General features: G+C 56.9%; 16 protein-coding genes. 7 read left to right on the top strand and 9 right to left on the bottom strand.

The genetic code is table 11. From position 1 onward, the window contains the following. Window positions 1-65: 65 nt before the first annotated feature. A complete protein-coding gene (locus tag FY034_RS13480; protein WP_416222764.1) occupies window positions 66-320 on the bottom strand; it encodes an STAS domain-containing protein in 255 nt (84 codons plus the stop codon). Window positions 321-621: 301 nt separating this feature from the next. Here FY034_RS13480 and FY034_RS13475 point away from each other — a divergent pair, with 301 nt between their 5' ends. Together FY034_RS13475 and FY034_RS13470 are read left to right on the top strand one after the other, a co-directional pair. Continuing rightward, complete coding sequence (locus FY034_RS13475; protein ID WP_265551397.1) at window positions 622-3,312, top strand: PAS domain S-box protein; 2,691 nt, start codon at window positions 622-624, stop codon at window positions 3,310-3,312. Window positions 3,313-3,710: 398 nt separating this feature from the next. Next, the gene (locus tag FY034_RS13470) at window positions 3,711-4,973 is read left to right on the top strand and encodes a diguanylate cyclase domain-containing protein (RefSeq protein WP_265551395.1); all 1,263 of its coding nucleotides are present in this window, start codon (window positions 3,711-3,713) and stop codon (window positions 4,971-4,973) included. Here FY034_RS13470 and FY034_RS13465 read toward each other — a convergent pair. Genes FY034_RS13465 through FY034_RS13450 form a run of 4 tightly spaced genes read right to left on the bottom strand, consistent with a single transcriptional unit; the run spans window position 4,966 to window position 9,468 of the window. Further along, the gene (locus FY034_RS13465) at window positions 4,966-5,547 is read right to left on the bottom strand and encodes a flavodoxin family protein (RefSeq protein WP_265551393.1); all 582 of its coding nucleotides are present in this window, start codon (window positions 5,545-5,547) and stop codon (window positions 4,966-4,968) included. The two genes, FY034_RS13470 and FY034_RS13465, sit on opposite strands and share 8 nt — an antisense overlap. An 11-nt stretch (window positions 5,548-5,558) precedes the next feature. Continuing rightward, window positions 5,559-7,946, bottom strand: a complete 2,388-nt coding sequence (locus FY034_RS13460) for a heavy metal translocating P-type ATPase (RefSeq protein ID WP_265551390.1) — start codon at window positions 7,944-7,946, stop codon at window positions 5,559-5,561. Further along, window positions 7,943-9,016 (bottom strand): AI-2E family transporter, encoded by a 1,074-nt coding sequence (locus FY034_RS13455; RefSeq protein WP_265551388.1) that lies wholly within the window; start codon window positions 9,014-9,016, stop codon window positions 7,943-7,945. Before FY034_RS13455 ends, FY034_RS13460 begins: the two co-directional genes overlap by 4 nt. An 11-nt stretch (window positions 9,017-9,027) precedes the next feature. Beyond that, a complete protein-coding gene (locus FY034_RS13450; RefSeq protein WP_265551387.1) occupies window positions 9,028-9,468 on the bottom strand; it encodes a UPF0158 family protein in 441 nt (146 codons plus the stop codon). A gap of 67 nt (window positions 9,469-9,535) precedes the next feature. On the opposite strand from FY034_RS13450, the gene FY034_RS13445 reads away from it, so the two are divergent. Then, a complete protein-coding gene (locus FY034_RS13445) occupies window positions 9,536-10,252 on the top strand; it encodes a UDP-2,3-diacylglucosamine diphosphatase (protein WP_265551385.1) in 717 nt (238 codons plus the stop codon). On the opposite strand, the gene FY034_RS13440 is transcribed toward FY034_RS13445, so the two are convergent. Further along, a complete protein-coding gene (locus FY034_RS13440; protein WP_265551382.1) occupies window positions 10,236-11,513 on the bottom strand; it encodes a penicillin-binding transpeptidase domain-containing protein in 1,278 nt (425 codons plus the stop codon). The genes FY034_RS13445 and FY034_RS13440 overlap by 17 nt on opposite strands. Before the next feature lie 365 nt (window positions 11,514-11,878). Here FY034_RS13440 and FY034_RS13435 point away from each other — a divergent pair, with 365 nt between their 5' ends. The 3 genes from FY034_RS13435 to FY034_RS13425 all read left to right on the top strand — a co-directional run bounded on the left by FY034_RS13435 (window position 11,879) and on the right by FY034_RS13425 (window position 18,010). Continuing rightward, complete coding sequence (locus FY034_RS13435; protein WP_265551381.1) at window positions 11,879-13,738, top strand: 7TM diverse intracellular signaling domain-containing protein; 1,860 nt, start codon at window positions 11,879-11,881, stop codon at window positions 13,736-13,738. Further along, a complete protein-coding gene (locus FY034_RS13430) occupies window positions 13,728-14,366 on the top strand; it encodes a response regulator (RefSeq protein WP_265551379.1) in 639 nt (212 codons plus the stop codon). The genes FY034_RS13435 and FY034_RS13430 overlap by 11 nt, the downstream gene beginning before the upstream one ends. 209 nt (window positions 14,367-14,575) lie before the next feature. Further along, window positions 14,576-18,010: a LamG-like jellyroll fold domain-containing protein gene (locus tag FY034_RS13425; RefSeq protein WP_265551377.1), complete on the top strand. Its 3,435-nt coding sequence runs from the start codon at window positions 14,576-14,578 to the stop codon at window positions 18,008-18,010. A 30-nt stretch (window positions 18,011-18,040) separates the two neighbouring features. Here the strand turns inward: FY034_RS13425 and hflX are convergent, their stop codons facing one another. From hflX to FY034_RS13410, 3 genes are read right to left on the bottom strand one after another with little or no spacing between them, the layout of a single operon-like run. Then, on the bottom strand, window positions 18,041-19,729 hold the full coding sequence (hflX, locus tag FY034_RS13420) for a GTPase HflX (RefSeq protein ID WP_265555274.1): 1,689 nt from the start codon (window positions 19,727-19,729) through the stop codon (window positions 18,041-18,043). Between the two features lie 12 nt (window positions 19,730-19,741). After that, complete coding sequence (locus FY034_RS13415; RefSeq protein WP_265551375.1) at window positions 19,742-20,509, bottom strand: enoyl-ACP reductase FabI; 768 nt, start codon at window positions 20,507-20,509, stop codon at window positions 19,742-19,744. Then, a complete protein-coding gene (locus FY034_RS13410; protein WP_265551374.1) occupies window positions 20,490-20,717 on the bottom strand; it encodes a hypothetical protein in 228 nt (75 codons plus the stop codon). Before FY034_RS13410 ends, FY034_RS13415 begins: the two co-directional genes overlap by 20 nt. Window positions 20,718-20,873: 156 nt before the next feature. Here FY034_RS13410 and trmB point away from each other — a divergent pair, with 156 nt between their 5' ends. Beyond that, complete coding sequence (gene trmB, locus FY034_RS13405; RefSeq protein ID WP_265551372.1) at window positions 20,874-21,503, top strand: tRNA (guanosine(46)-N7)-methyltransferase TrmB; 630 nt, start codon at window positions 20,874-20,876, stop codon at window positions 21,501-21,503. Window positions 21,504-21,511 lie beyond the last annotated feature (8 nt).

Genomic DNA, 21,511 nt, shown 5'->3' with positions numbered 1-21,511 from the left:
CTCCGGCGTGTGGTGCCGTTAAGCCGCTGTGGTATTACACTGTACGCGTAAAGTCGGATCTGGGTCTAGAGCTGGATGCCGATGCTTCGCAAACGCTGGCTTACGGCAGGTGAACAGGAGAAGGTTATGGCAATGGAGTTCTGAAGGGCCTGGTGTTTTGTTGCCACCAGGATCTGGGCCGCGGCCGTATCCAGCCGCTCAACAGCAGTCAGATCAACGTGCAGTTGCGGGCTGCCCTGCAGGGCATTCTGCAGGGTGGCAACCAGCTCTTCTGCCATGCTGATGCCAAGCTCTCCAGTAAGTTTCACCTGTCCTGTCATTGGCTGCCTTTCGCCTTTTGTGTTGATCTGATAATCGTATTTTAAAGTATTACAGTAAATTACAACATCTGTATCTGTCTGGTTGTTTGAGTTCGGTGCCCGATTTTGTAAAACAATGTGCTAAATTATTACATGTTTTAAAGATGTGTCAAGAAGGGTTAAATTATCTTTGCTTAATATAAAAATTGGAGTTGCGATTCGTAATTGCTCTGCTAGAGTTTTTATACTTCTCTGTACAAACGTAGTTGAGAGACAACCTCTGTATTAGCGCTGGCTTTTGGAGGCGGGGAGCTGCTCTGCGATGCACGCACTACGTAATCATCTGTCGGTCATTGTTTTAGCCTTTCTGGCTGCCGTCGTCGTGGCCGGCATCTACACCTTCAACCATGTCCGTAATGAAGCCTACCATCAGGCCGAGCTGAGCCTGGAGCAGCAAATCAAGACCTTTTGGGAACTGGTGTATGCCAAAGGCGATCAGTTCCGGGTGCAGAACAACAAGCTTCTGATTGGCTCCTATGAGGTAAACGGAAATTATGAGCTGCCTGACAAGGTTAAGGCCATTTTTGGCGGTACGGCCACGATCTTTATGGGTGATACCAGGGTCAGCACCAACGTTCCCAGGGATGATGGCAGCCGGGCTGTGGGGACAAAGCTGGTTGGGCCGGCCTATGAGGCTGTTTTACGGCATGGGGTGCCGTATCGGGGGGAGGTTGCGATTCTCGGCAAACCGTACCTGACCGCCTATGACCCGATCCGCAATACCCGGGGAGAGGTGATCGGTGTACTGTATGTCGGGGTTGAAAAGGGAATTTTCCTTCATCACTTCAATCAGCTCTTCATCATATTTCTGGCTCCGGTTATGTTTCTGGCTGTGGTCACCATGGTGCTGTACCGGATGTTGCTGAGCCAGGGGCGCCGGGCCGACCAGCTCCAGAAGCGCAATCTTCGATTTTTGCAGGCATTGATCGATACCCTGCCGACACCGGTATTTTACAAAGATAGCCAGGGGCATTATCTGGGCTGCAACCTGGCCTTTGAATCGATGTTCAAATTGCCCCGGACTGATGTGATCGGCAAGACGGCCTACGATATCGTGCCGCCCGAACTCGCTGCAGAGTACGTTGAACATGACCGACAACTTATGGCAGCACCCTTGGGGGCGACTCATCAGTACGAATCCAGAATACGGAACTCAGAAGGGGTGGAGCGGGATGTCATCTTCTACAAAGCCAGATTTGAAGACGATAGCGACAGTGCCTGCGCCATTATCGGAACCTTGCTGGATATCACTGAACGCAAACAGACGGAGTTGCGGGAGCATGCCCGGGCCGATATTCTGGAGCATATTGCCAAGGATGCCACGCTGCAGGAGGTGCTGGCTTCGATTGCCCTGGAGGTGGAACAGGAACAGCCTGAGGTGATCTGTTCCATCATGCTGGTTAATGAGGCAGGCACCAAATTGCTCAGCGGTGCCGCGCCAACTCTTTCGGAAAAATACCTGGCCGGTATGCCTGAAACGGTCATAGAGGATGGCGGCTGTTGTTGCGCTACGGCGGCATTTTCCCGTAAACGGGTGATCTCAAGCGATATAGCGGCTATTCGCAACTGTCGGCGTGCTTCGGCCTGCGGTCTGAAGTCCTGTTGGGCTGAACCGATTCTGTCCTCAAAAGGCGAGCTGCTGGGAACGCTCGCGCTGTATTCAAAGCGGGTCTGGGAACCGGGGCCAGAGGATATCCGGCTGATTGTTTCCAGTGCAAACTACGCCAGTATTGCCATTGAGCGGATAAATACGCTCAAGGCCTTGCGGGAAAGCGAACGTAACTACCGGGAGCTGGTTGAAAACGCCAATAGCATCATTCTGCGGATGGACACCACTGGACGAATTACCTTCTTTAATGAGTTCGCTCAACAGCTTTTTGGGTATAAGGGGGATGAGCTGTTGGGGCAGTCGGTACTGGGGACTATCTTCGTCGATACTGACGAAAATCGACAGACAGTTTTGACAGTAATTGCGAATATTCTCGAAATACCGGAGCTGTACACACTGATTGAAACGGAAAACAAACGTAAAAATGGTGATCAGATTTATATATCCTGGTCGAACAAGGCCTGCCTTGCTGCGGATGGCTCCCTTGAAGAGATCCTGTGCATAGGCCAGGATATTACCGAACGGAAGAATATGCAGCAGGTGATGGTGCAGACCGAGAAGATGATGACCGTTGGCGGACTTGCTGCCGGCATGGCCCATGAGCTGAATAATCCGATCGGCACGATTGCACAGCATACCCAGAATATTCTCCGCCGCATCTCAACACGGCTACCGGCCAATACCGCTGCAGCTGTTGAAACAGGGGTGTCTTTACCCAATCTCAGGGCTTATCTGGAACGGCGCGGGATAGTGGGTATGCTTGAGGCCATCGGCAGCTCATGTGAACGGGCAGCCACCATCATTGCCAACATGCTGACATTTAGCCGTAAGAGTTCCATTCAGGCGGAATTTGTCTCGTTAGCCGTTCTGGTGGAAAAATCTATTGATCTGGCGCTTTGTGATTATGACTTGAAGAAACACTATGATTTTAAAAATGTCACCGTTGTCAGGGAGTATGTTCCTGATTGTCCTTTGGTACAGGTGGTGCCGATGGAGATTGAGCAGGTCTTGCTCAATCTTCTGAAAAATGCCGCCCAGGCCCTTGCTGCTCACCCGCCAGCCGCTGGGCCGATGATTACAGTACGGCTTTACTACGATGACAGCTCCGTCTGCGTTGAGGTTGAAGATAACGGGCCGGGGATTGACAAGGACCGGCGTGCCAGAATTTTTGAACCGTTTTATACCACCAAGGAGGTTGGTGTAGGTACAGGACTCGGGTTGTCGGTCTCATATGCAATTATCGTAAACAGGCACAGGGGAAGCATCACCGTTGACTCCCCTCCCGGCAAGGGAGCCTGCTTCACCGTCAGGTTACCACGCAGCAGCACTGCACCTGCTGCATGATACTTTAGTCTCCTCTTTCACCTCATATCTGCCACTGTCTCAGTCTTAATCCTGAAACAAACCTGTCTCACTTTGATACAATATGGTGCTTGAATAGATACAGTCCTTGTTGCTGGTCGTGGATTAGTTTATTTATTTCAGTATGTTGTGGCGTGTCTTTGCTTGGCACCGATTATGCTCTTATACGGTCGTAATCGGCATGTACAAATGACTTTTTCGCCTGAGTTGATTCAATCTGGTTATGAGATGGCGACGGCCACAATATGCATAGTTTTTACGAGTCATACCTGGCTTACTTACATCGATGGGACGCTGTGCTGCTGCCTTTGACGCTGCTGGTTTGCAGTGTGCTGACGGCAATCATGCTGTGGTATCTGCATGCACGTCGACGTTTGTGTGTGAGCGAAGAACATTTCCGCAACCTGGCTGAGGCCTCGTTTGAGGGGATTATCCTCTCACGCAATGGCGGCACCATCTGTGACTGCAATGAAAGAGCCTCCGAGATGAGCGGATTCAGTCGTCAAGAGCTGTTGCAATGCTCACTCTACGACCTGATCGCCCCGGAGTACCACACACTGGTTCGTGCCTCTGTTGCCGATGGGGCTGACGGCCCTTACGAGATTGAAGGGGTACGTGCGGATGGTAGCCGCTACCTGCTGGAGGTGCGTGGCAAGACCTTCCAAAGTGGTAGACATACCATGCGTGCCTCCACACTACGGGATATTACGGCCCGGCGGGCACGAGAGGCACAGTTGCGTAAGCTTTCGGCTGCGGTTGAGCACAGTCCGGCCTCGATAGTTATCACCAACCGGGACGGCGTGATTGAATATGTCAATCCGGCCTTCAGCCGCCTGACCGGCTACAGCATGCAGGAGGCGTTGGGGCAAAATCCACGTATTTTGAAGGCCGGAGATCAGCCGGAAGAGTTTTATCGGGAGTTATGGGCGGTCTTGCTGCGCGGCGAGGAATGGCGCGGGGAGTTTCATAACCGGCGCAAGGATGGTTCGCTGTTCTGGGAGATGGCCTCCATCTCGCCGATTTTGAACGGCAAAGGGGAGATCCTCAGCTTTGTCGCCGTCAAGGAAAACATCACCGAGCGCAAGGAGCTGCGGGACCGGCTGGAGCAGATGGCCCAGTTCGATATGCTGACCGGCCTGCCCAATCGGCGGATGTTTCTGGATCGGCTATCCCAGACCGTTGCCATTGCCCAGCGCACTGAACAGCGTTTTGCACTCCTGTTTGTTGATCTGGACGGGTTCAAGCGGATCAATGATTCCTATGGCCACGAGGCCGGTGACCGGGTGCTGAAAACGGCTGCAGCCAGGCTGGCGGGCTGCATCAGGATGTCGGATACCGTAGGCAGGATGGGGGGGGATGAATTCACGATTATTCTCTCAACGCTGGCCCACTACGAAGATGCCGGTCAGGTGGCCGACAAGATTCTGGATGCATTGAGCCGGCCGATCACCCTCCCGGGTGGACAACAGGATGCCATCGGTTCAAGCATCGGCATCAGTGTCTTTCCGGAAGATGCCCTGGATGGTGACGGTCTGTTGGCAACGGCAGACGATGCCATGTATAAGGTCAAGCGTAACGGCAAGAACGGCTACTGTTTCTACCATAACTGCAAGCCGGTTGCCGTTGTGCAGGAGATTATCTAGCACCGTCCAGCTTTTTCAGGAGCCAGGCCATGTTGCTGCCCAGATCCCGCATGGTCTTGATCCCTTCCTCATCTCCGTCCACATCGCCGATATTCCTGCCTACCCCGATGTTCCAGTAGCTTGAGCTGACGATGATCATCTGGCCGATGGTAAAGAAGTGGTTGATGGTGTCAAAGACATGCATGGCCCCTGCCCGGCGTACCGATACCACGGCAGCACCCAGCTTGCGCTTGTACATGTCACCATTGGCCCGTGAGACCATGCCGGAGCGGTCGATCAGGGCCTTGGCCTCCGGCGTGATCCCGGCAAAGTAGGTGGGGGAGCCGATGATAATACCGTCGGCCCCATCCATTTTTTCAATACATTCGTTGGCACAGTCATCGGTCACAGCACAGCGGCGATCCTTGCTGGCAAAGCATTTGTAGCAGGCAATACAGCCGTGGATCGGCTTGCCGGACAGTTGCACCAACTCCGTTTCAATCCCCTCTTTAACCAGCTCCTCAAAGGTATAGTTGATCAGTTTGGCGGTGTTGCCATCCGTGCGGGCGCTGCCGTTAAATCCGATGACCTTCATGGGAAACCTCCTTAGAGCTTGTGTGCAATCCGCTTCAAAAGCAGTGAGTTCAGTACGACCGATACCGATGAAAAGGCCATCGCCAGTCCGGCAAATTCGGCCTTCAGGGTGAGACCGTAACCGGCAAACAGACCGGCGGCCACCGGGATGCCGATCACGTTGTAGAACAGCGCCCAGAACAGGTTCTGCTTGACCTTGGAAAGGGTGGCCCGGCCCACCTGGATGGCCCGTACCACATCCAGCAAGTCATCCTTGATCAGCACGATGTCGCCGGTTTCCTTGGCTACATCAGTGCCGCCACCAATGGCGATGCCGACATCGGCTGCCGCAAGGGCCGGGGCGTCGTTGATGCCGTCACCGGTCATGCCGACCACCTTGCCGTCTGCCTGATATTCCTTGACCAGTTCCTGCTTGCGTCCCGGCAGCACCTGGGCCTCAAAACTGTCCACACCGGACTGGGCGGCAACCGTGGCAGCCACTGCTGCATGGTCGCCGGTAATCATGACGGTGCGGATACCCAGCTGTCTCAGCTCGGCCACCGCCCGGGCGGAGGTGGCTTTAATGCTGTCGCTGAAACCGCAGATGCCGACCAGGGTCTGGTTGGCAGCGACATAGATCAGGGACTTCCCCTCTTCCGCCAGCCGGGTGGCTTCGTTCTCCAGGACGGCCGTCTTGACCCCTTCCGTCTCCATCAGGCGCTGGTTGCCAACGGCCAGACGGAAGCCGTTGTAGCTGCAGGTGACACCGTGCCCTTCTGCCTCATGGAAGTCGCTGACCTCGCCGGGAAGGCTGCCCCGCTCGCGTGCTGCCGCTACGGCTGCCTGGGCCAGGGGATGGCTGGACGACGCCTCGGCAGCTGCCAGGCATTCCAACAGCCGCAGCTCATCAACGCCGGCCGCTGTGACCAGATCGCTCATGGCCAGCTTGCCGCTGGTCAGGGTGCCGGTCTTGTCCAGCAGCATGACCTGCAGTTTGGCAATGGTCTCAAGGGCAGAGCCCTTCTTGACCAGGATGCCGCGGGAAAGGGCGACGCCGCTGCCCACCATGATGGCGGTGGGGGTGGCCAGGCCCATGGCGCAGGGGCAGGCGATCACCACCACCGCTACGCCGAACTTGAAGGCCACCAGGAACGGTGCCTTTAGGATCAGCAGCCAGACGACAAAGGTGAGCAGCGCCAAGCCGATCACGGCGGGGACGAACCAGGATGAGACCGCATCGGCAAAACGCTGGATCGGTGCCTTGTCTCCCTGGGCATCCCGCACCATCCTGACAATCTGGGCCAGCAGGGTCTCTTCACCGATCCGGGTTGCCCTGACGATCAGGCGGCCGTTCTTGTTGATGGTGGCGCCGGTAACCGTATCACCAACCTGTTTGCTGACCGGCAGGGACTCTCCGGTGACCATCGCCTCATCCACGCTGGAGGTCCCTTCAACCACTTCGCCATCCACCGGTATGGTTTCACCGGGGCGGACCGCTACCAGATCATTGATCCGGATCACCGAGGCAGGTACCTCTTTTTCCCCTTCAGCGGTAACCAGGCGGGCCTTGTCAGCCTGCAGATGCAGCAGCTTTTTCAAGGCCTCGCCGGCCTTGCCCCGTGCCCGTGCCTCCAGATATTTGCCCAGCCTGATAAAGGTGATCAGCCAGGCCGAGGTTTCAAAGAAGACATCGTGGCTGCTGCCTAACAGCCCAAAGAAGGCCAGCAGCGAGTAGCCCCAGGCAGCGCTGGTGCCCAGTGCCACCAGCACATCCATGTTGCTGCTTTTGCTCTTCAGGGCTGACCAGGCGCCACGGTAAAAGGCCAGGCCGGCGCTGAACTGGATCACGGTGGCAAGGATCAGGTTCAGCCACCCCACACTGCGTAGATGGTGCAGCGTCATGGTGGCCATGATCGGCAGGGAGAGGGCCAGTGAGAACAGGAACCAGTTGCGCTGGCCGGCCAGTTCTCCTGCCTCCGCCTCTTCCCCTGCCTCTGTCTCGGCCGGGGTGTAGCCGGCATCAATCACAATCCTGAAGATGGCCCCTTTATCCAGCAGGGCAGGGTCAAAACGGACAAAGCCGGTGGCGGAAACCAGGTTGACCACGGCGGTGCTGATCCCCGGCTGCTCACGCAGGATTTTTTCAAGGCGGGCAACACAGTTGGCGCAGTGCAGGCCGGTGATGGAAAAGGTCAGCTCACCGGGCGGCTCCGGCTTTACCACGCCGTAGCCCAGTGATTGCACCTTTTCCATGATGCTGTCAGCGCTGATGATGGTTGCATCGAATGAGACGGTCAACTGGGCAATGGCAAAGTTGACTGCGGCGGATTCCACGCCAGCCAGTGCGCCGACTTCCCGTTCTATCCGTCCTGCACAGTTGACACAGGACATGCCGGTGATCTGGAGAGAAAGCTTGGTCATGGTTCATTCCCTGGGTTGGCAAAATCCCCTTTAAGCCAGTGTTGCGAGGCGATAATCATGGCTGCGGTGATCGGTAGGGCCAGCAGGATGCCCCAGAACCCCATCAGTTCACCAAAGGCCATGACCATAATAATGGTCAGCAGGGGGTTAAGGTTCATCGATTCCTTGAAGACCAGCGGTTTTACCAGATAGCCCTCCAGGAAGTAGATGATGGCAAAGGCGATCAATACCTTGATGATGATGGTGCCGGTGCCGTAGGTCAGCCAGGCGAACAGCAACGGTGGCAGCATGGCCAGGATTACCCCCACAAAGGGGAGGATGCTGGCAGCCCCGGCAAAGAGGCCGCACAGGACCGGATGGGGGATCCCCAGCAGCATCAGGGTCGGGATGGTGGCCAGGGCCACGACGATGGAGACCATGACCTGCCCGCGCAGGTAACCGCCAATGCTGCTGTCAATCTCACGTCCCATCTGCAGGATCAGGTCACGTCGTGTCTCAGGTAGCCAGAGCGCGGTGGTGTCCATAATCTTCTGCTTGTAGTTGAGCATGAAGAAGACCAGGATCGGTGCCAGGATCAGGTTGAAGACGTTGAAGAACATCCTGGTGGCAAAACCGTAGGCCCAGATTCCGGCCTTTTCCGCCATGCTGTCGGCATTGCCGATGATGTTGTCAAGCAGCCAGTTGATCTCCTCCGACCCATAGTGGGTGGGGAGCGAACCCTGCCAGCTGAGCAGTGCCTGTTTGATCATTTGCAGGTGTTGCGGAAGATTGCGCAGAAAACTGTCCCAGCTGATGGTCAGCATCGGCAGCAGGAAGGCCAGACCGAAGGTGGAGATAATCCCCAGTACCACATACAACAGCGCAATGGCATGAATACGCTTGAGGCGCTTTTCCAGTCTGACCACAAGCGGGTCAAGCAGGTAGGCAATCACAAAGGAGAGCAGAAAGCAGGAGAGGGTATGGCTTAGGGCATTTCCCAGCCAGGCAACGGCAGCAACGGTCAGTATGCCGGCAATCAGCCTGATATGGCTGATGGGGTGCTGGTTTTTAAACGTTTCCAGCGGTGACATGCGACGCTCCTTTAGTGGACAGCGTTCAGGGAGGTGCTCAGTGAAAAGAGTTCGTTCTCCTCCAGCCAGCTTTTGACGCGGTTGCTCAGGAAGGTATCACGCAGTTCAGCCAGCTGCAGTTCCTCATCCGGAAAGAAGGACAGGATGTCGGCCGCTCTGGCATAGGGGGGGCGCCCTGATAGTGCGTGATCCAGCAGGCTGCGGAGCTCCGTGTTGCTCTGGCTCGCAAGAAAAGTGCTCAGGAGTGTGCGCTCAGCTGCTGAGTCCAGGTATGGAATCTCAAGAAAGCGTCCCTGCTGCTGTTCCAGCTGATCCCAGAAACTGTCACCGCTGTCAGTACCGACAAAGAAGATCTCTCCGGTCATCCGGTCAAAGAAATAGACCCGATCCTGTTCCATATTTGAAAAAGCCCCCAGGAGATCATCCCAGGCGATGGCTACACTATGTATCATAAAAAGGCTCCTTTATATATTCCTGCTGTTGACAGTCAGCCCTGTCAACGGCACAATCGGCAGTACTATGCGTACCATCTTTCTTGCTGATGCCCATCTGCAGCACCCTGACGATGCCAATTACCGGCTGCTGCTTGCGTTTATCCGCTCCCTACAGGGCAGCACCGCCACCCTCTGCATTCTGGGCGACCTGTTTGATTTCAGGATCGGTCTGCCGGCCCTGAACTTTCCCGAACAGGAACCGATACTCACGGCGCTGGAGGAACTGCATGCCTCCGGTACCCGTCTGATCTACCTGGAAGGGAATCACGACTTCCATCTTGGAGCAGGCCTTGGCAGCAGACTGGGGGCGGAGATCCATTCCGGGCCGGTACAGCTTGCGTTGCAGGGGAAGCAGGTCTTTCTCTGCCATGGCGACCTGATCAACCGGGCCGACTGGCGGTATCGTCTGCTTCACCGCACCCTGCGGAATCCCCTGACCTTACGGATCGGCCGTCTGCTTCCTGCAGCAGTGGTGCAGGGGCTGCGCAGCAGGCTGCAGCGCACAAGCAAACAACGCTACAGCCGGGACCGGAAACGCTGGGACTATAGTGCCATGATCCGCAGCTACGCGGCATCAATTCGTACCCAGGGGGCCCAGGCCCTGGTGCTGGGACACTTTCATCAGCCCTTTATCGATCAGCAGGATGGCTTCACGCTGGTCTCACTGGGGGACTGGATTTCCCACTACTCCTACGCCGAGCTGGTTGACGGCACCTTCCGCCTGCTTACCTACCCTGCCTGAAAAATTCCGCCAGGGCCTGTTCGCCCAGCTGCGAGGCCTTGATCTTCCATTTGTCACCGTTAATCACCAGCGCCACCAGTGCGATCTGCGGACGGTCGGCCGGCGCGTAGGCGGCAAACCAGGAATAGTGTCCCTTGGGGTTGTCGCCGTCGATGGAACCGGTTTTGGCCGCAATCTGCATCTCGCGGACCAGCTGGCGGCCTTCACCGCTCCGGAACGCCCGCCGGGAGGTGCCGCTGGTAACCGTGCTCAGCAGCATGCGGGTCAGGCTGTTGGCGGTCTCTGGGCTGATCACCCGTTCCAGTTCGCGGGCCGTCGGAACCTTCAGCTCCTTGCCGTCACGTGCTGCCTGATCAACCAGCCGCGGCGCCATCATGGTGCCACGGTTGGCGATGGCAGCCGTAATGACAGCGGCATGAATGGGTGAGACCTGCAAACCGTGATCAAGCCCGCAGCCCTGCAAACGCAGGTCATTGGTGGTCTCTGCCGCAGGTGCCGCGCTGGGCACTGCCGGGACACCGGGTAGCAACAGGCTGCGGTTGAAGCCGAAACGGTTACAGGCCTGCTTGAGTTGTTCTCTGCCCAGCAGGTCGCTGGCGATCATGCCGTAGATCGGGTTGACCGATTTGGCCATGGCTTCGGTCACGTCCATTTTGTTGTTGCGCCCTCTGGGACTGGGATCCCAGTTTTTGGGGGTTTCAGAGACCAGACGTCCCCGGAACTCCAGCACTGTGGCAGGGTGGATCTTGCGGTTTTCCAGGGCTGCCGCCGCCGTTACCATCTTGAACAGTGAGGCCATCGGGTAGACCTGATAGGCGGCCTGCTGCTGCCAGTTCGGGTCTGTGGCGGAATATCCGGCAAGGGAAAGCACCCTGCCGGTTGCCGGTTCAACCGCAACAAAGATCGCGTAGGGGGGGCGGGTCTGTTCCAGATATCCCTGTACCCGCTGCTGCAGTGCCGGGTTGATCGAAAGGTTGAGCGTCGTGCCGTCAGGGGCGGTTGCTGTCAGGATCTCTCCATTGGCAACGGCAGTGGGAATCAGGCTGCTGGCAGTGGCAAAGAGGTCATCCCCCAGCGAGATCGGCTGCGCCTTTCGGCCGGCCTGCTGACGGGAATCCTGCCAGGCTGAGACCGCCTGGGCGCCTTTCCGGACCAGCAGGACACTTAAAGGAATCAAGAGGAGTGCCAGGGCGATGCAGAGAACAGCACCTTTCCAGTGGCGCTGAAAGAAGTTCTTTTGGGGCCGGGTCAAATGTTTCAAATCTTGCATCAGAAAACTATAGGCCAATTGGGGGGAGGGTGTCAATCGGTGTCAGTCCAAAAGCGTTGCTTGAGCTCTTCCAAAAGCGGGTAAGGCTGTTGCGGCCAACTGTGCTGATGCTGATGGCGTTGTGGCGGTGCCTGGCCTGGGCGGTTCGGTGATTTTTGGCTAGAGTCCTTACGGTGGGTAGGTCTTGTTTAAAAACACCAGTCCTGGTTATCCTGTCAGTCTCAGTTCGATCAGGATAGTGCAAAACGGTGGTAATCCGGGTTTAAAGCTTTGCTGGTCACTTGCTTTCACGCATATTTCCCATTACCATGGCGGCCATGCCTATGAAAAAGACTCATACGTTATGGATGGCGTTTATGACGGGTCTTTTTCTGTTGTCTCTGCTGTTCAGCACACCCTCTACATTTGCAGCCGTCTCGCCTCCACTTGTTCTCCATGCCACTACCGCGTCAGCCCCTCTGTCCGGTCATATCGACATCCTGGAAGACAAAACCGGACAATTGACGATCAGGGAGGTAAGCGCTCCCGCTTCGTCCGCGTTGTTCAAGCCCGATTCCCGGCCGGTCCCGCACTTCGGCTATACCTCTCATGTCTACTGGGTCAGGTTTACCATCGACAGTGAGGCGGCCACGGAAAAACAATGGCTGCTGGAGCTGAATTTTCCGCTCGCAAGTTACCTTGATTTTTACGTCCCGACCGCAGGTGGCGGCTTTGAACTCATGCAGGCCGGGGCCATGCGGCCGATGAGTATCCGGAAGTTCCAGCACCGCAATCCCGTCTTCCCCATTTCCATTAGTGGTACCGGCAAGACCTTCTACCTGCGGATTGACGCCAGGGGGCGGATATTGATGCCGCTAACGCTCTGGACCCCCGAGGCGTTTGCGCAGATGGATAGCCGCAGGAACCTGGTGCATGGCTGCTATTTTGGAGCCATGATGGTGATGTTCGTCTACAACCTGTTTGTATTTCTATCCCTGCGCGACAAAAACTACCTGTTCTATATCTTTGATATCTGTTGCTTTACCCTGTTCGTTTTCTTCTCAAATGGCTTTTTGATTGAATTCGTCAGCGGCAACAGGCCGTTGGTTAACACGTATGCTCCTTTGAATACCGCACTGGCGCTTCTTGCCGGGTTGCTATTCAGCCGGAACTTTCTGGATACCGCCCGCAATGCCCCCTTCATCGATCGCATTTTTAAACTATTGCTGGGTGCGGCGGTCCTGTTTATCCCCGCATTTTTTGTTGTTCCTCCGGATATCTGGAAGCGCGCCATAGGCGCTATTACGGGTATCGCATCCCTTTTCGGCCTGGCTGCCGGGGTGGTCTGTTTTCGCCGGGGGTATCATCCGGCCCGCTATTATGTGGCAGCCCGCAGCTTCCGTGTGCTGGGGATCGGCTGTTTTGTCTTTGGAGCAAACAATCTGCTTTCCACGAGCCCGCTGACCAACTTCGGCCTGCAGATCGGCTCGATCCTTGAGGTCATGCTCACCTCCTTTGCTCTGGCCGACCGTATCACGATCATGCGGCGGGAAAAGGAGGCTGAGATGCTCGAGCGAAACAGGCTTGAACATGAAATTGTCCATATCAGTGAGGATGAACGTAGACGCATCAGCCACGATCTGCACGATGGCTTGTGTCAACAGCTGACAGCGGCGCGGCTGCGCTTCTCCGTGCTCAAGCGGAAACAGGCGGCAGCGGGGGAGGCCCAGCCCGAGCTGACAACGATAGCAACGCTGCTGGATGATGCGGTAAATCATGCCTATAGCCTGTCCCGCGGGCTCTGGCCGGTTGAGCTTGATCCGGTCGGCGCCATTCCCTCGTTGCAGGAACTGGCGCGCCGGCTGTCGGAGTCGAGCGGCATCCCGATCGAGTTCAGCCGCAAACAGCGCTGTGAAAACTGCACCAGCAGGCATATCATTCAGTTGCACAGGATAGCCCAGGAGGCTATTACCAATGCGCTCAAGCATGCCCAGGCCGGCATGATACAGGTGGGCTTTGATTGCTGCGGCAACGGCATCGTCTTGGAGGTGCGGGATAATGGGATCGGGCGGAGCGCTGAAGCAGAGTCTCCGGGCGGCCTCGGTACCGGGATCATGCAGCATCGGGCACGGATAATCGACGGCGACCTGCAGATTCTCGATGGCGAAGGCGGCGGTACCACTGTTGTCTGCAGGGTTGCCTGCGACGTGATAAAGGAGCAACACCATGGCGAGTGACAAAGGAACCTGTGCCGGAATCATGCTGATCGACGATCATCCCGCTGTCAGACAGGGGGTGGCCCTGGTGCTGGAAGAAGAAGGGTATCGGATCTGCGGCGAGGCGGACAGTTGCGCTGCGGTGCACTCTTTTCTGGAAAAAAACAGACCAGCCCTGGCGCTGCTGGATATAACGCTGGGCCGGGAGAGCGGCCTGACCCTGATCCCGGCCATCCGGCAACAGGGGGTGGCAACGCTGGTCTACTCCATGCATGAAGATCCGGACAGCATCGAGCACGCCTTTGCTGCCGGGGCACTGGGCTATGTTGCCAAGCGTGAGTCGACGGATCTGTTGCTGGAAGCGGTGGCTGCTGTCCTGGCTGGAAGGCGTTACGTCAGCCCCTGTTCAGCCCAGAGTCTTGCCGGTCGCGTGCTGGCAGGCACAGAAACGGCACATGCCGCTGTGCTGAGCGAACGAGAACAACAGGTCTTGCAACGACTCGGTAACGGCGAAGCAACCAGCGATATCGCCGCCGTATTCGGCATCAGCGTGCGCACTGTTGAGACCTATTACAGCCGGATTATTGAAAAGCTGAAACTAGACGGCATGAAGGCGTTGCGCCGTTATGCTGTCATGTTCAGGCCATAGCGCTACCGTGCCGCCTTCTACCCAAGCCCCCTCGCACTCCTTGTATTTCTGTCCGTAAAATCCCCTACACAGCCCCTACATAAAAACCACCCAAGCCACGACAGACAAGCCGGGCCGGAAAGGTGTATCTACGAGATGCACCTTTTTCTCTCAACCGCTTGAAATGAGTGGATGAGACGAGATGACATCAACAGCGGAGGGCTCCGTTTATGCGACGTTTCAGTCAGTTTGTAATGATTTTACTCGCGGCGCTGATCTTTAACAGCGGTACTGCCTGGTCGTCGCTGGCCCGCTTTGTTGATATGGAGGATGGGACGGTACTCGACAGATGGGTGTACGTGCGCTGGCTGAAAGACACCAACTGTTTTTATAACAAAGTAAACTGGTATGATGCCATGCTGCTTACCGTCAAACTGGCATCTGGCCAGTGCGGTTTGACGGATGGTTCGGTTGCCGGTGACTGGCGGCTACCGAATGCGACCGAACTGAGTTTTATGTCGTCTGAATCTGTGAGCGAAGCCGAGCTCAAGGCGACATTTGCTGTAGATTATTATTATTATGCAACTTACTGGACTAGCTCGCAGGTGACCGATAACTTTATGGTGGTGAGGTTATACCCTGGGGCAGTGCTCGGCCCTTTCAATCCGAGCACGACCACAGAGTACTTTTGGCCGGCCAGAGAGGGGCATATCGGTTGGCTGAAGATTGCCCCTGCTCTTACCAGCAAGGACTTTGGCACTGTCCCACCCAACACGAGCTCTGCCAGCCAGACCTTTACTATCAGCAACGACGGTGCAATAACTGTCGCCCTCAACATCCTGCTGGATGGGGGGGATACCGGCATGTTTACCCTGGACAAGGGGGACGGAACCAACGGCACCTGCGGTGCTACGCCGGGACTGGATCCTGGTGCCAGTTGTACTGTCTCCGTCAGTTTCACCCCCACCAAGCTCGGCGGCAAATCCACCAACCTGCGGATATACACCACCAACGCCGCCAAGAATCCTGATACGTCCATCCTGCTGAGCGGCAACAATCCTGATCCTACCGTTTCCTGGTGGAAGGGGGAGAACGACGCCACTGACAGTGCAGGCAGCAATAACGGCATCACCAGCAACACGATAACGGCAACTGTTGCGGAGAATCAAACCGCAACCGCATTGTGCAGCGCAGGGTCTACCATAACATCATTCACCTCGGTTTACGGGGCAGATCCAAACTGGGTAAACTGTGGCAGTTGCGAGATTGGCTCATCCAGCTGCAGTGTCGACTACAACAACATCGCTTGCGGTGATCCGTACCCGCTTCAGGCAAAGCAAGGCAAACTGGCTATCATGTGCGGCAGCATGTTTGCGTCCGGCAAGCTCGGGCAGGCATTCAGTTTTGACGGTACTGGCCAGTATGTCGCAATACCGAGTTCTACAACATTGGATATTTACGGTAACCATTCAGTTGCGTTCTGGGTCAAGCCAGCCGCGTACCCGGCCACGGGCAAGTTGTTCTATCTCGTCAACAAGTGGACGAGTGCGCAAGAAGATAAGCGGGTAACCATCGATTCGGACGGCAAGCTGCACTATTTTCTGTATGGCACAAGCGCCAGTGCGGGGGTGACATCGGCGACAGCCGTGCAGACCAATGTCTGGACCCATGTTGTAGCTACCTATGACGGCGCGGACATGAAGATCTATCTGAACGGTGTTCTTGATGCAAGCGTTGCAGCCAGCCAGGATGTTGGGGACAGTACCGGTCCCTTATGCTTGGGCTATAACCCCCTAAGGGCAAGCGAGGGCTTCGAAGAGCCTTTCACTGGCCAGCTTGATGAAGTGGGGTGGTACAACCGGACGTTGTCGGCAAGTGAGGTTAGTCTGCTCGCCAATAGGGTGCCTGATGCCTTTAGTTTTACCGCCAGAACCGGCATGCCGCTGAATACGGCAATTGTCTCAAACCCGGTCACCGTGACCGGTATTACCGCCTCCACGGCGATCTCGATAACTGGCGGTGACTATTCAGTTTCAACCGATAACGGTGCCACCTGGGGGGGCTGGACAAACACCTCAGGCACCGTGGCAGTCAACAGTCAGGTCAGGGTACGGCTGACATCGTCTACCACCGCCGCCACCCAGACCTCCGCAACACTCACGATCGGCGCCGTATCCGGCGTATTTAACGTCACCACGGCAGCAGCCGATGATCCCATTCTCAATGTCAACGGGCTTGGACTGGTATCCTGGTGGCGGGCGGAGAATAATGCCAATGACACCTTGAACGGCAATGATGGCCAGATCAACACACAGTCGGTGACTGTGGCGGAAAATCAAACCGCAAGCTTATCGTGCGGCGCAGGGTCTACCATAACGTCATTCACGTCGGTTTTCGGGGCGGATCCCTACTGGGTGAACTGCGGTACTTGTGAGATCGGCTCATCCAGCTGCAGTGTTACCTACAGCAACGCCAATTGTGGTGATCCGTATTCGGGGCATGTTAAACAAGGTGTGCTGAGTATCGTGTGTAATAATAATGCATTTGCGCCCGGTAAGCTCGGGCAGGCGTTCAACTTTGACGGTACCGCGCAGAATATCTCGATACCGCATTCATCGTTATTGGATATTTCCGGTGCCCATACCGTTGCCTTCTGGGTCAAGCTTGCCGCGAAGCCGGCTAGCGGCAAGTCGTTTTACCTGGTGAACCAGTGGGTGGATGGAAAAGAAGACAAGCAAGTCACCATCGATGCTGACGGCAAGGTACACTATGTTCTGTATGGCACAACCGCCAGCTCTGGCGTGACATCGGCCACTGCCCTGCAGACCGGCGTCTGGACCCATGTTGTGGCTAGCTATGACGGTGCGGCCATGAAGATCTATCTTGATGGTGTGCTGGACGCAAGCCTTGCCGCCAGCGGGAATGTGGCGAATAGCAGCGGCAAACTGTATTTGGGCTATAACCCCGGCAGGGTCAGTCAGGGAAGCGAGGTGCCGTTTTACGGCCAGCTCGATGAACTGCTGTGGTACAACCGGGCGCTGTCAGCAACGGAAATTCCAGCAATGATGGAAAACTATACCTATACCCTGACGGTCTCCGTATCGGGCAACGGTGGCGATATGATCACCAGTGACCCCCAGGGCACCAACCCGGACGGCATCTCCTGCTCCGCAGGCACCTGTACGACGAGCTATCCCTACAACACCCCCGTTACCCTCACCCCGACACTCAACGCCATCACCACCTTTGGTGCGTGGGGGGGCGATTGCAGCGGCAGCGGTGCCTGCAGTCTCACCATGAATACGGATAAAACCGTTTCAGCAACCCTGATCCAGGCCCCGCGGGCAGTGAACAAAACCTACAATAACAAGAGCTACGGGACCCTTGCCGAGGCGTTGGCCGATACAGACAGGGCAGCGGTCTCGGGCGATGAGTTGCTGCTGCTGGGGGCGTCCTATGATGGCGTTGTTGCCCTGGATAAGGGATTTATCCTGAACGGCGGCTGGAACGCCGCCTACGCGAGCAAAAGCGGTTTCCCCACCACGCTGAATGATGGTCTGACCGTTACAAGCGGCGCCTCAATCGTTGATACGCTTGTGGTAAAGGGGCAACTGCTCATCCAGGGGGGCAGCCTGCTGGTAAACGGTCTGGTGGTTGGGCCGTAGGAGGTTACTGCTGAACAGTGCTGATTGGGGTTAGTCCTGTGGTGGGGCAGGGCTATCCTGGAAGGTGTCATCTGCCTCGGGCCAGAAGCGTTGCTTGAGCTCTTCCAACAGCGGGGCAAGGCTCTTGCGGTCAACCGCGCTGATGCTGATGGCGTCGTGACGGCGGCGGGCCTGGGCGATCCGCAAAAAGGCGATGGTATCCTTGCGTTTGAGGCCTTCCAGTTGATCGGTCTTGTTGAAGACCACCAGTTCCGGTTTTTCCGCCAGTCCCAGTTCGCCCAGGATGGTGTGAACCTGGCTGATCTGGTCTTCAAAACGGGGATTGGAGGCGTCCACCAGGTGCAGCAGCAGGTCGGCATCCTGCAGCTCTTCCAGGGTGGCCTTGAAGGCCCCCATCAGGGAGGCCGGCAGGGAGCGGATGAAACCGACGGTGTCGGTGATGATCACCTCCCGTTCGCGGGGCAGACGCAGGCGGCGGCTTGAGGTGTCCAGGGTGGCGAACAGCAGGTTTTCGGTGAAGATCTCGCTCTGGGTCAGGGCATTCAGCAGGGTGGATTTGCCGGCGTTGGTGTAGCCCACGATCGAGATGATCGGCACGCCTGAGCGTACCCGGCGGCTGCGGCGCTGTTCCCGGTCGCGGGAGAGTTCCACCAGTTCCCGCTCCAGTGCCGTGATCCGGTCCCGGATCCGGCGGCGGTCGATCTCCAGTTTGGTCTCACCCGGACCGCGTCCGCCGATCCCCCCCATCAGCCGCGACATCTGCACCCCCCGGCCGGTCAGGCGGGGCAAAAGGTACTTGAGTTGCGCCAGCTCCACCTGCACCTTGCCGTCCCGGCTCTTGGCCCGCCCGGCAAAGATATCCAGAATCAGCTGGCTGCGGTCGATCACCTTCAGTTCGGTCATGGTGGAGATGGCCCTGACCTGGGCCGGTGTCAGTTCCTGATCAAAGATCAAGAGGGTGGCGCCCCGCTGCAGGGCACGGATCACCACCTCCTGCAGTTTACCTTCCCCCATCAGGGTGCGGGGATTCAGTTTGCGGGGCAGCTGGATAAAGCTGTCCAATACCTGCACCCCGGCGGTGCGGGCCAGTTCCTGCAGTTCCGCCAGTGAATCATCCACCTCACGCCGTTCACCACCGGCCCTGACCGAGATCAGGATCGCCCGTTCCTGGCCGTCCTGCGCCGGAGTCTCGCTCTGAACCGCTTTATCAAGGCTGCGCTCCAGGGTGGTGATAAAATCGCTGCCGTAGTCTGCCGCCTTTTCCAGCAGTTGTGCCGGCAGCACGCTGATGCCGCCGGGATCTGCAGAGAGGTGAGCCAGATGCACGATGCTGCGCCGTCCGTCAAGGGGGCTGAGGGCCGCAATCAGGTCAAGCCTGAGCAGCTTCAGGTCGGTCAGGTCATCTTCGGTCAGCGGTTCTGATTTCAGGTGGGTGTGGATCAGACGCAACCCCCGCAACCGTTTGCGGCCCAAGGGGTAGTTCTTCAGGTCGGGGATCAGCAACCCTTTTTCCGTGCCGATCAGGATCAGTTCAATGGCGCCCTGGCGGTTGACCAGCAGGCCGATCTGGCGGCGCAGTTCAAGGGAGAGTTCAAGCAGGCGGCCGGCCAATTCGGCAGAGCAAAGCTCGTCAGCCGGAATGCGACGGCGGTAGAGTCGCTCTACCGCCTGAATCTGGCTCTGCTTCAGCCCTGCAAGATTGCCGTGAAGTTCGTGAATGGGAGGGCCTCGTTAGATGCCGGTGATGTTGTAGCCGGCATCAACGTAATGGATTTCACCGGTAACCCCGGAGGCCAGGTCGCTGCAGAGGTACAGGGCAGACTTGGCCACCTCTTCCTGGGTGATGTTGCGGTGCAGCGGGGCGCGCTCTTCGACGGTGTTGAGGATCTGGTTGAAGCCGTTGACACCGGCGGCGGCCAGGGTCTTGATCGGGCCGGCCGAGATGGCGTTGACACGGATGTTGTCCTCCCCCATGCCGGCGGCAAGGTAACGCACCGAGGCCTCCAGGGCGGCCTTGGCAACCCCCATCACATTGTAGTTGGGAAATACCTTTTCGGCACCGTAGTAGCTCATGGCCAGGGCGCAGGCATTGCGTCCGGTCATCAGCGGCTGGGCTGCCTTTAAGAGCCCGATCAGCGAGTAGGCGCTGATATCCAGGGCCGTGGCAAATCCGGCCCGGGTGGTGGAGAGGATCGTGCCTTTCAGCTCTTCCTTGTCGGCAAAGGCCACCGAGTGGATCAGGATATCGATCCCGCCCCAGCGCTGCTGTGCCAGCTCCATCAGGGCGGCTATCTCTTCGTCGCTGGTAACGTTGCAGGGGGCAACAAGGGCACCGACCGATTCAGCCAGGGGGCGGACCCGCTTCTCTATTGCCTCACCGGCGTAGGTCAGCATCAGTTCCGCACCTTCGGCCTGAAACAGTTTGGCCATGGCCCAGGCAATACTCTTTTCGTTTGCAACGCCCAGAATCAGCGCTTTTTTACCTTCCAACAGTGCCATCAACTCCTCCGGATACCGTGTCGATACCATCTGCCGATTGGCCGGCAGAGGTGTGGCGGTGTGAGATCTCTTGTTCAAGACTGAGTATACGGGCTTCAAGCCGTAGTATTGTTCTGTGTGATTCCATGATTTGGCGACGCAAGCCCAGCACCAGAACAGGCAGGCTGATCCAGACGGCCGCGAAGAAGAGGCCCAGTAGGATCGACATGATCATGAATCCGCCAAAAAGTTCCATCCGGCCTGGTTACTCCCTTTGCCTTAGCTGTCTTCAGCAATAACGCAAAGCCTATACCATACCTGGAGATAAATGGCAAACATGCAAAAAACGTGAAAAAACAGGAGTGCTATGCTACAAGTGGCGACTATGCACACACTTATTCCGATTGAATCCCCTCTCTTTTTATCAGGCACAGAGCTTGACGAACAACCATCATGGGCTATGATCTTCGGCAACCAGAATCCGCTGGTGCTGGAGATCGGCTGCGGTATTGGCGATTTTGTGGTGACCATGGCAACCCGGCACCCGGAACTTAACTTCATTGCCCTCGATTTCTACAACAAGGGCTGTCTGAAGAGCTGTAAGCGGGCTGAGCGGGCTGAGCTGACCAATGTCAGGATCGTACGGGATGAGGCCCGTTCCTTTATCCGCCGCTGCCTCGCCCCGGCCTCGCTGCAGGCGGTGTTCATCAACTGCCCTGATCCGTGGCCCAAGCGCTATCAGCGCAAACGGCGGCTGGTGAATCAGGAGTTTGTCAGTTTTCTGGAGCCGTACCTGCAGCCCGGAGCGATACTGCACTTTGCCACCGATTTTGATGATTACGGCATTGACGTGGCCAATCTGCTGCGGCGGCAGCCCGGTTTTGAGAATCTGCTGGCACCTGATCACTGGCGCCATGACCTGGAAGGGTATCCCCGCACCAAATATATGCTGAAGTTTATGGCAGAAGGTAAAGAGATCTATTTTGTGCAGTACCGCCGCCGTGTGGCGGAGTAGCGCAGAGG

Source organism: Trichlorobacter lovleyi, assembly GCF_015239775.1.
Classification (GTDB): domain Bacteria; phylum Desulfobacterota; class Desulfuromonadia; order Geobacterales; family Pseudopelobacteraceae; genus Trichlorobacter; species Trichlorobacter lovleyi_B.
The sequence above is the reverse complement of the archived record's forward strand: the minus strand, read 5'-3'. Positions and strand labels throughout refer to the sequence as shown.

Coding starts and splice junctions, on each gene's coding strand:
- FY034_RS13430 (WP_265551379.1), top strand. CDS start 13,728: ATGGCGAGTGACAAAGGAACCTGTGCCGGAATCATGCTGATCGACGAT.
- FY034_RS13455 (WP_265551388.1), bottom strand. CDS start 9,016: ATGTCACCGCTGGAAACGTTTAAAAACCAGCACCCCATCAGCCATATC.
- FY034_RS13435 (WP_265551381.1), top strand. CDS start 11,879: ATGACGGGTCTTTTTCTGTTGTCTCTGCTGTTCAGCACACCCTCTACA.
- FY034_RS13415 (WP_265551375.1), bottom strand. CDS start 20,509: ATGGCACTGTTGGAAGGTAAAAAAGCGCTGATTCTGGGCGTTGCAAAC.
- FY034_RS13445 (WP_265551385.1), top strand. CDS start 9,536: ATGCGTACCATCTTTCTTGCTGATGCCCATCTGCAGCACCCTGACGAT.
- trmB (WP_265551372.1), top strand. CDS start 20,874: ATGCACACACTTATTCCGATTGAATCCCCTCTCTTTTTATCAGGCACA.
- FY034_RS13480 (WP_416222764.1), bottom strand. CDS start 320: ATGACAGGACAGGTGAAACTTACTGGAGAGCTTGGCATCAGCATGGCA.
- FY034_RS13460 (WP_265551390.1), bottom strand. CDS start 7,946: ATGACCAAGCTTTCTCTCCAGATCACCGGCATGTCCTGTGTCAACTGT.
- FY034_RS13425 (WP_265551377.1), top strand. CDS start 14,576: ATGCGACGTTTCAGTCAGTTTGTAATGATTTTACTCGCGGCGCTGATC.
- FY034_RS13410 (WP_265551374.1), bottom strand. CDS start 20,717: ATGTCGATCCTACTGGGCCTCTTCTTCGCGGCCGTCTGGATCAGCCTG.
- FY034_RS13450 (WP_265551387.1), bottom strand. CDS start 9,468: ATGATACATAGTGTAGCCATCGCCTGGGATGATCTCCTGGGGGCTTTT.
- FY034_RS13465 (WP_265551393.1), bottom strand. CDS start 5,547: ATGAAGGTCATCGGATTTAACGGCAGCGCCCGCACGGATGGCAACACC.
- FY034_RS13475 (WP_265551397.1), top strand. CDS start 622: ATGCACGCACTACGTAATCATCTGTCGGTCATTGTTTTAGCCTTTCTG.